The 7702-nt window shown below is 41.8% G+C and carries 10 protein-coding genes; 5 read left to right on the top strand and 5 right to left on the bottom strand.

Annotated elements, in window-relative coordinates; genetic code table 11:
• Nucleotides 1-27 precede the first annotated feature (27 nt).
• Entirely contained in the window at nt 28-846 is an 819-nt protein-coding gene (locus A3735_RS13340; RefSeq protein ID WP_068511425.1) for a sterol desaturase family protein, read from the bottom strand.
• Nucleotides 847-860: 14 nt separating this feature from the next.
• Nucleotides 861-1922 (bottom strand): 1-aminocyclopropane-1-carboxylate deaminase/D-cysteine desulfhydrase, encoded by a 1062-nt coding sequence (locus A3735_RS13335; RefSeq protein WP_068511422.1) that lies wholly within the window; start codon nt 1920-1922, stop codon nt 861-863.
• A 204-nt stretch (nt 1923-2126) separates the two neighbouring features.
• Between A3735_RS13335 and A3735_RS13330 the strand changes: the two genes are divergently transcribed.
• The 5 genes from A3735_RS13330 (at nt 2127) to A3735_RS13310 (ending at nt 4476) form a co-directional block, all read left to right on the top strand.
• Nucleotides 2127-2546, top strand: coding sequence for a hypothetical protein (locus tag A3735_RS13330; RefSeq protein WP_068511421.1), 420 nt, complete (start codon nt 2127-2129; stop codon nt 2544-2546).
• Between the two features lie 10 nt (nt 2547-2556).
• The gene (locus A3735_RS13325; RefSeq protein ID WP_068511419.1) at nt 2557-2991 is read left to right on the top strand and encodes a PilZ domain-containing protein; all 435 of its coding nucleotides are present in this window, start codon (nt 2557-2559) and stop codon (nt 2989-2991) included.
• Nucleotides 2984-3478, top strand: coding sequence for a hypothetical protein (locus tag A3735_RS13320; RefSeq protein WP_068511937.1), 495 nt, complete (start codon nt 2984-2986; stop codon nt 3476-3478). Before A3735_RS13325 ends, A3735_RS13320 begins: the two co-directional genes overlap by 8 nt.
• Nucleotides 3479-3481: 3 nt before the next feature.
• Complete coding sequence (locus A3735_RS13315) at nt 3482-4072, top strand: SCO family protein (protein ID WP_068553709.1); 591 nt, start codon at nt 3482-3484, stop codon at nt 4070-4072.
• Between the two features lie 104 nt (nt 4073-4176).
• Entirely contained in the window at nt 4177-4476 is a 300-nt protein-coding gene (locus tag A3735_RS13310; protein WP_068512472.1) for a hypothetical protein, read from the top strand.
• Here the strand turns inward: A3735_RS13310 and A3735_RS13305 are convergent.
• The 3 genes from A3735_RS13305 to A3735_RS13295 all read right to left on the bottom strand — a co-directional run.
• Nucleotides 4473-5048: a hypothetical protein gene (locus tag A3735_RS13305; protein WP_068512475.1), complete on the bottom strand. Its 576-nt coding sequence runs from the start codon at nt 5046-5048 to the stop codon at nt 4473-4475. The two genes, A3735_RS13310 and A3735_RS13305, sit on opposite strands and share 4 nt — an antisense overlap.
• A 177-nt stretch (nt 5049-5225) precedes the next feature.
• The gene (locus A3735_RS13300) at nt 5226-7133 is read right to left on the bottom strand and encodes an EAL domain-containing protein (protein ID WP_231872234.1); all 1908 of its coding nucleotides are present in this window, start codon (nt 7131-7133) and stop codon (nt 5226-5228) included.
• A gap of 268 nt (nt 7134-7401) precedes the next feature.
• Nucleotides 7402-7702: helix-hairpin-helix domain-containing protein (locus tag A3735_RS13295; protein WP_197485890.1), on the bottom strand; the 301-nt coding region annotated here is incomplete at its 5' end.

Here is a 7702-nt window from a genome sequence, read left to right as displayed (position 1 = left end):
GCTGTCATCAGTAGTGATATTTTTGAGCTAGTTAATTCTGTCGGGTGCTTCGTTTTTTACTTCTGATCCAGGGTATTTGTGTTCTTGTTTATAGCGTAAATATTCTTTTATGTACGTGCCAAAATACTTATCCAGATAATGAAGCGCCCCGGCATAGTTGCCTTTAAAGCGTGCATGATGAAAGTCGTGGTAAACCGGGCCGTCATATAAAGGCAAAAACCGCAAAGGATTCCATGGAAAGTCATAGCCTGCATGGCCGTCAGCGGCTTCAATATTTCTAATAATAATCCAGGCATAGAGCACATAAAGATGGCAGCCAAGTAAAATAGGGCCGAGCATGGCTAGACTGCCGATCAAGATGAACTCGATAACATGAAAGTAGTTACCGTCTAATGCGCAGGTGTTGTGAATTCTATGATGGACCGAGTGAACCTTGCGTAGCATCCATTTGTTTTCATGTAGCCAGCGATGCATTAAATAGAAAAGAAAGTCATCCAACAAAAGAAAAAAGATAATTTGAATTACCCAGACGTACCAAGCTGGTATAGGGCCTTCGTGAATATCGCTATAACGGAGAATTGGCCAAAAGATAATGAGGAGCACAAGCATGATCAGCGAATTGAAGCTGATTCTAGCGATATTGGGCCAGAAATATTTTCTTACCTGGAAGGGTTTGTCTTGAATTTTATAGGGCTTTGCCCAATCTGGGTCAAGCCAAGCAAGAATTGTCCAGGGGGTGGCAACGACAAGAAAAGTACCGACACTCAGGGCGAGTGTCGCGACGGGAAAGGCTAAAAACATAGGGTCTTGATACAGTTCAAATAGTTCGTTGAGTTGTTCTATCATTGTTCGTTAGTCCCTTATAGGCTCGTGTTGGGTGTCAGTAGTGCTTTAAGCTCTTGGGGGAGTGCATAGGTTTTTGAACTAGCTGGTAGCAGATTGGTGTCACGAGAGTTGAACGTGTGCCAATAGACAAAAGTTTTATCTTTCTCGGCTTGAGCGTGACTCAGTACTGCTGCCGCAGTTTTCGCTGTATAGGTTGATTCGAGGTTTATATGATGAGCTGCAAATAGCTTGAGCGCGGCCTTACTTGCTGTGGTGCTTAAACCGTAGCCATCACCGAAAAAATAATTGTTTAAGTGTATTTGGGGCGCTTTTTTTATTTCCAGCTTGTCGGATCGATGCTTTAAATAATTAGCCGTTCTCATCATCAGTTTAGCAATAGTTTTATCTGTGCAAGTTTCAATGGGGCCGAGATGCGATGGGGCGACACGAACGCCAATGACTTTGGTTTTTAGTCCCAGTAAGTTACAGCCAAGGGTCAAGCCGGCAAGTGTTGCGCTAGAACCCACAGGACAGTATAGATAGTCAGGTTCGGGAATTAACTGAGCATCAATTTGCATTTTCAGTTCAAAAGCAGCATTGACGAAGCCGAGGCAGCCAACAACATTTGAGCCTCCTGCGAACAAGCTATAAGTCTGCCTTTTCTCAAACAAGCTTCGTTGATAAAAATGGAAAGCCGTTTTAGCGATCGTTTTTCTGTAGTCCAGTTTTGCACCAAGTTCCCACATTAGCCGAAGATTGTTAAGAACGGTGTCTGATATGGCCTGATCGAATAATATAATGTTGGTAGAAAGCTTGTACTTACTGCCAAAATAAGTGGTCGCAACGCCATGATTACTGCCGATTGCTCCAAATGTTAAAATACGCTTCTTGTTCGCTTCCAACGCATCGGCGAGGATGAACTCAAGCTTCCTAACTTTATTTCCTCCGTATTCTGAGTGACTTAAATCGTCTCTTTTTATCCATATATTAGAAGGAGGTCCTCCAAATTTTGTGATAGGTGCAGGAAGGTCTGCAAAATTCAAGCAAGGACAGGCACTTTTAAGTTCCGGGAAATGTTCAAAAATAGCTTTGTTCATCGTATTATTGTTGTTTGTTGTACTAATGTTGATAAGTATTGTGTTTGATAATAAATATTAGAGCTGCGCTAGCGTAGAATTATTCTTTAGGTATTTATTGACATATTGCGACCTTAAAGGCCGCTTGGGCAAAATTCGTAGTTCTTGTATACTTGAATGATTAGCTTTCGACACTTTTTACGTAAAATTAAGGCAAGGTTTGTTATGCAAAAGATAAGGTTTATAGCAATTACTGCTTTGTCTGTATTGTTAAGTGCATGTGCCGCAGTGTATCACGCGGCGGAAGAAGGGAATTCAGGGTATAGGGATCTAAAAGCTGGGAAAGGGATTTTTTATGTGGAGTATACCGAGAGTGCGAATCGTAGTTGGGAAACGATTCATGGCTTTGCACTAAAGCGCTGTGCTGAAATAGCAAAAGAAAATGGTTACAAATATTTCGACGTCTTGTCTAAAGATGAAAAAGAAGTCTATCTTGAAAGCGATATAGATCAGATAAATGTGGCAAGTCTGGGAGGGGGAGCTCCTGGCAGTTGGAATATACCGGTTAGCAGTTCTTATTCTGTGGAAGGCGTTAAGGTCGAAGGGCGCCGTGTAACCTATAAGATACAACTATCAAATCAATGAGAAAATAATAATGGCAAATGAGCGCCGACGGACAGAACGGCATAATTGGTTGCGTTTGGAATCTAGTGTTTACATTAAACGAAGCCTTTTTAAAAAGGAATGGATACCTGTTGTACCTTTTGACTTCAGTCGTTATGGCATGGGGATTCAGACTGACGAGGTCTATCACTTAGGGGACGAAGTAGTTCTATCCCTAAAGTTGTTAAAAGAGGATGTAGAAGTTGAGTTGCCTTTGCTTAAAGGGCTTGTTCGATATAAAGAAAAGCACCATAGCCGATTTAATTACGGTGTTGAGTTTAGTTTTGCCTCTAAGCATGACAAGTTAAAGATTAATGATGAACTGGTTGCAATTGAACAGATTTTGAGAAGGTTCGAAAATGACAGAGCCGCGTCGACAGAGGGTAGCTTAGATAGCTCTTCGACTGCGGGAGCCCCGGGTGGCTAAGCTGAAAGATTATGTGACGGGTGCGCTGCTTGTTTGTCTTGTTTTTTTAGGCCTAATTCTTTTTGCCTTGTATGACAAAAGTGCACCCAACGAGCACCAAAAGCCTGATTATAATTTTAGTTCCGATTGCGATATTAGTGCCGATGACTGTCGTTTGCACCTATTCAATGACTTGGAGCTTAGACTTCAAGTAAGTCCTAGTGAAATTAAAGCCCTAGAACGTTTCCAGTTGAAGTTTCATACAATGAACAATGCTGGAGCAGAACTCTCAAACCTTGTTGCTTGGGTTGAAGGGCGAGATATGGATATGGGGCAACACTTCTTATCCTCCAAAGCTGAGTTGGCTAACGAATTTTTATTAAGTGGAATGATTCCAATATGTACGGTCGATGCTGAGATGGTATGGCGCTTAGTTGTCAACTTTGAGTTTCAGGGGAAAACGATTCGTTTAGATTTTGATCTTAAGACTTCTCAGCATGGGCTCTAAGCTATGGTAAATAGGCTTCCTTTCACAATTCTTCTTGTCGGCATTTCTATCGCAATTATTGTGCTTGCAATGCGTTTTATGTCTTCAGATATAGAACGGGATATAAAAGCTAAATACCTTAAAGCGGGGGACTTTGACTTACTGCACGAGGGTAAAGCATTTAGCCTGGGCCAATTGCGCGGCCATCCTGTCATTCTTTATTTCGGCTACACTTACTGTCCTGATGTATGCCCTGTTGGTTTGTCAAAGATACGAGATGTATTGAGCAGTCATGAAGACTTTAAGGATGTCCCCGCATTGTTTATAACGGTTGATCCGCATCGTGATGATGATAAGCGTTTAAAAGAATACACCGGATTCTTCCATCCAAATATTATTCCTTTAAGTGGGAGTGTTGAACAAATTACTTCGGTTAGCTCAGCTTACGGAACTTTTTTCCGTTCAGGTCGTGAAAAGGCAGGTGAAGGCAATAGCTATACAGTTGATCATAGTGCTTTTGTCTATTTGTTAGATGATCAAGGAAGGTTAATGCGAGTGCTTGATCATGACGTTCAAGCTGAGCAAATATCTGAACTACTTCATAAGTTGCTGTGATTACTAGATTTTCACTTGCGATAGTACCTATCTATTTTTTATACTCGTTACATCTTGTTACTTTTAAATATTGAAATAGACAATAACAATAAGTGGGATCAAAGATGGATTACGCCGACGGCCTGAAAAACGTTCTAATTCAAAAAATAAATAAAACCGAAAAGAGCTTATATAGCTTAAAGCTGGACTATTGCCGCTTTGTATATGGCTTATCTCATCGCTCTAAAGTTATGTATGATCAGGTAGTTTATCAAGTTAGATCTGTTGATCTTGATTCGATGACTCGAAGCGATGGCGGTGAATGGAGTCGCCCGGTAATAAGTGCTGTGAGAATTGAAGATAACCGACCGGTCAATAATGAGGCCGTTGATTTAGGCCGGAATTGGGAGCTATTTGCCGGTTAGGCAAATATTCCCCACTCATCAAGCTGTGCACTCAACGACATTTCCTTAGGAATACGGTCATAGCTTGACCAGTTCTTGGCAGCCTTCGCGCCAGCTCTAACCATTAAGTCGTTGTCACTACTAAGTTTTCGGTAGAGTGCTTCCCTGTAGTAGGCGAGCGCATTTTCTGTCGTCAAATTTAAATTAGACTTTAATACCAACATCGCTATCTCTTTCCTGCTTTGAGTGCCGCACTTTGCTTCTTTGCCAATCAAATCGATTGCTCCAATCAGGTAAAGGCTAATCGCTTCGCGTAACCAAGACAGATTCTCCTGGTGCAGGTCACCATAATTTCTTTTGATGTCTAACAGCTGGATGCCAGAAAAGGTTTGAGCTTTTTTAAGACTTTCCATCTTGGTTTCGTACTCTTGATTATCGACAACATCGCCTTGCATCAAGCGCTTAATCACTCTGTCAATATGCCCGCTCTCTGCGTAGCCAGCAGCTGTGTATAAGTTATGTACGCGGAAGGCAAGTGTGCCGAGCAAAGTAAGTAATGCTATTTCAAGGCTATGTATGAAAACAACCAGCATTGTTTAGTCTCCAAATTCTCAAATGTGACGACATTATACATCATGTAATTCTATGTAAATGGAATTGGGTAGCGTTAAGCTAGAGTACAGGTTCACACAAGTGCAGCGGATTTACAGTGTTTTACATTTTTGATTAGTGCTGGGGGAGGGGCAATAGACTACTTAAGAAGAGGATGCTTAAGCAGTCTTTAGGTCACTTTCAATGAAGAAATTATGCATTTTCTTGAAGGTCAATGGCCGGCTAAAGAAGTATCCTTGAGCATAGTCGCATTTATTGATTACCAAGAAGTCTCTTTGGTCGATATTTTCAACGCCTTCTGCAACGACCTTCAGGTTAAGTTTATGTGCAACGGCAATGACCGCAGACGCGATTTCCATGGCATTGAGGTCATCAGGAATATCGTAAACAAATGACTGGTCAATTTTCAGAATATCTACAGGTAGGCTCTTTAAATAACTTAAAGAGGAGTAGCCTGAACCAAAGTCATCGATGGTAATAGTGGAACCAGTAGATTTGATGCTATTGAGTTGAGCTATGACAGCATCAATGTCATTCATTAGCATACTTTCGGTTACTTCTATTTCCAGGTTTTCTGCGGCGAGGCCTGAATGCTCGAGGGCGCTTGAAACAACATTTACCAGTTCCGGGTCATCAAACTGGCGTGGCGATAAGTTAACTGCAACTCTCAATGAGCGACCAGTTAGGGCATTTAATTGCATGATTTCTTTACATGCGTTTCTCAGCACCCATTCACCAATTTGTACGATCAAGCCGGTCTCTTCGGCTACGGGAATAAAGTCAGCAGGGGAAATGTCTCCCTTCGTCGCATGCTCCCAGCGTATCAGAGCTTCAACGCTAGATATTTCACCCGTCTTCAGATTAATTTGAGGCTGATAGTTTAGGTAAAAGTCGTTATTTTTAATTGCTTCACGTAATTCATTTTCAATTTCCAGAAGCTTGTTTGCGCGGAGGTTTAAGGCTTCAGTAAAGAAGTGGTAGCCATCTCGACCGTTCTCTTTAGCCATATATAAGGCAAGGTCGGCGTTCTTCATGAGCGTTTCGCTATTGATGCTGTCTGTTGGTGCTAAGGTAATGCCGATACTTGTTGATACAATCACCTCATGTTTACCCAACCTAACTGGTTCCTTAAGAGTGTCCAGGATCGTTTGAGCAATGGCAGATATTTTATCGATATCGGATATATCGTTAAGCAGAATGGTAAATTCATCCCCCCCTAAACGGGCAACTGTATCTTGCTTTCGAACACAGGATTTTAAACGGTCAGCAACCGTAAGCAGTAATTGATCACCTGCCTGGTGTCCCAGCGTGTCGTTGATGCGTTTAAATTGGTCTAGGTCGAGAAAGAACAGCGCTGTCAGTTTTTGATGTCGTCGTGCATTAAGAATGGATTGGTGCAGTCGATCAATAAAAAGCCGACGGTTTGCTAAACCGGTCAGGGAGTCAAAAAGAGCCAAGTGCTCCATTTTCTGGGTAGCTTCTTTTAAGGCTGTGACGTCAACGGCGGACAGGACGTAACTACTAATTTCGTTATGTTTATCATAGACGGCCGAGATCGTAATAGTGTTCCAGAAAACGCTAGAATCTTTCTTAGAGCAAAGAATTTCACCTTCCCAACTATCTTGTTTTTGCAGGAAGCCGCTATCGAGAGCACAAATATCAGCTGCGCAATGTTCAGAGCTTGGTTTGAGAATGCCGATTGGCTTATTTACGATTTCGTCGCGTTGGTAGCCCGTTATTTGGCAAAACTTGTCATTTACATATTCAATCAAGCCTGAGCTGCTTGTAATAACAATACTGGAACCACTATTTGTTACCGCGCTACTTAGTTTCGACATGAGTTGTTCGGTAGCTTCATGCGACTTTACGTTGTTTTTTAGCCGGGCATTAAGACGGAACAAAATGAAGCACAGTGTCCCAAACAATGCTGCCAGTCCTGCACTTGCCATGAGTTTCAATAGCATTGTCGAGCTTTCAGTATCCTCAACCGATACCGCAGCTAACACTGGCGAAGTTATCGCGAGAGTTGAAAGAAATGTCAGACCTTTATGAATCGGCTTATGCAAAGTAGTTACCAAAGCAAATTAGTTATATGTGTAAGTTATAAGTAAATTGTATGGTAATTTTCAAGAATGAAAAACACGACTTGGTTATAGACTTGTAACGATGTGACGTACAACGTTACAAAATAGTTACAGTAAGTAATTGTATTTCAAAACAATGTGAAATATGGGTTAACAAACTGGAAGGTCGGGGAATAGAGAGAATTTTTGGGTGTAAATGGAAGGCCATAACAGGAGAGTTATGGCCTAATGTTTAATTGCTTCTACGAGGCTATTTAGCTTTGTTCAGCTCTGCAGCTTGTTTTTGCCACGTGTCAGAACCTCTGACTTTGCTGAACTCCTCAAGTGCTTTTTTATCTTTTGCTGAAGGCTTGGCCAATTGCTCGATTGATGTGATACCGGCTGCTATAAGTTTCTTTTCTAAAGCTGGTCCAACACCATTGAGTGCAGTCAATTTCAACGGAGACTTTGTAGCAGGAGCTGCTTTCTTAGCTGGAGTCGCTTTCTTAGCCGGAGCTGCTTTCTTAGCTGGAGTCGCTTTCTTAGCCGGAGCTACTTTCTTAGCTGGAGTC

It is taken from the genome of Oleiphilus sp. HI0061, from assembly GCF_001635675.1.
The sequence above is the reverse complement of the archived record's forward strand: the minus strand, read 5'-3'. Positions and strand labels throughout refer to the sequence as shown.

Excerpts from the sequence above, each read along its gene's own strand:
- A3735_RS13305 (WP_068512475.1), bottom strand. The coding sequence starts at position 5,048 with ATGCTGGTTGTTTTCATACATAGCCTTGAAATAGCATTACTTACTTTG.
- A3735_RS13310 (WP_068512472.1), top strand. The coding sequence starts at position 4,177 with ATGGATTACGCCGACGGCCTGAAAAACGTTCTAATTCAAAAAATAAAT.
- A3735_RS13335 (WP_068511422.1), bottom strand. The coding sequence starts at position 1,922 with ATGAACAAAGCTATTTTTGAACATTTCCCGGAACTTAAAAGTGCCTGT.
- A3735_RS13340 (WP_068511425.1), bottom strand. The coding sequence starts at position 846 with ATGATAGAACAACTCAACGAACTATTTGAACTGTATCAAGACCCTATG.
- A3735_RS13315 (WP_068553709.1), top strand. The coding sequence starts at position 3,482 with ATGGTAAATAGGCTTCCTTTCACAATTCTTCTTGTCGGCATTTCTATC.
- A3735_RS13325 (WP_068511419.1), top strand. The coding sequence starts at position 2,557 with ATGGCAAATGAGCGCCGACGGACAGAACGGCATAATTGGTTGCGTTTG.
- A3735_RS13330 (WP_068511421.1), top strand. The coding sequence starts at position 2,127 with ATGCAAAAGATAAGGTTTATAGCAATTACTGCTTTGTCTGTATTGTTA.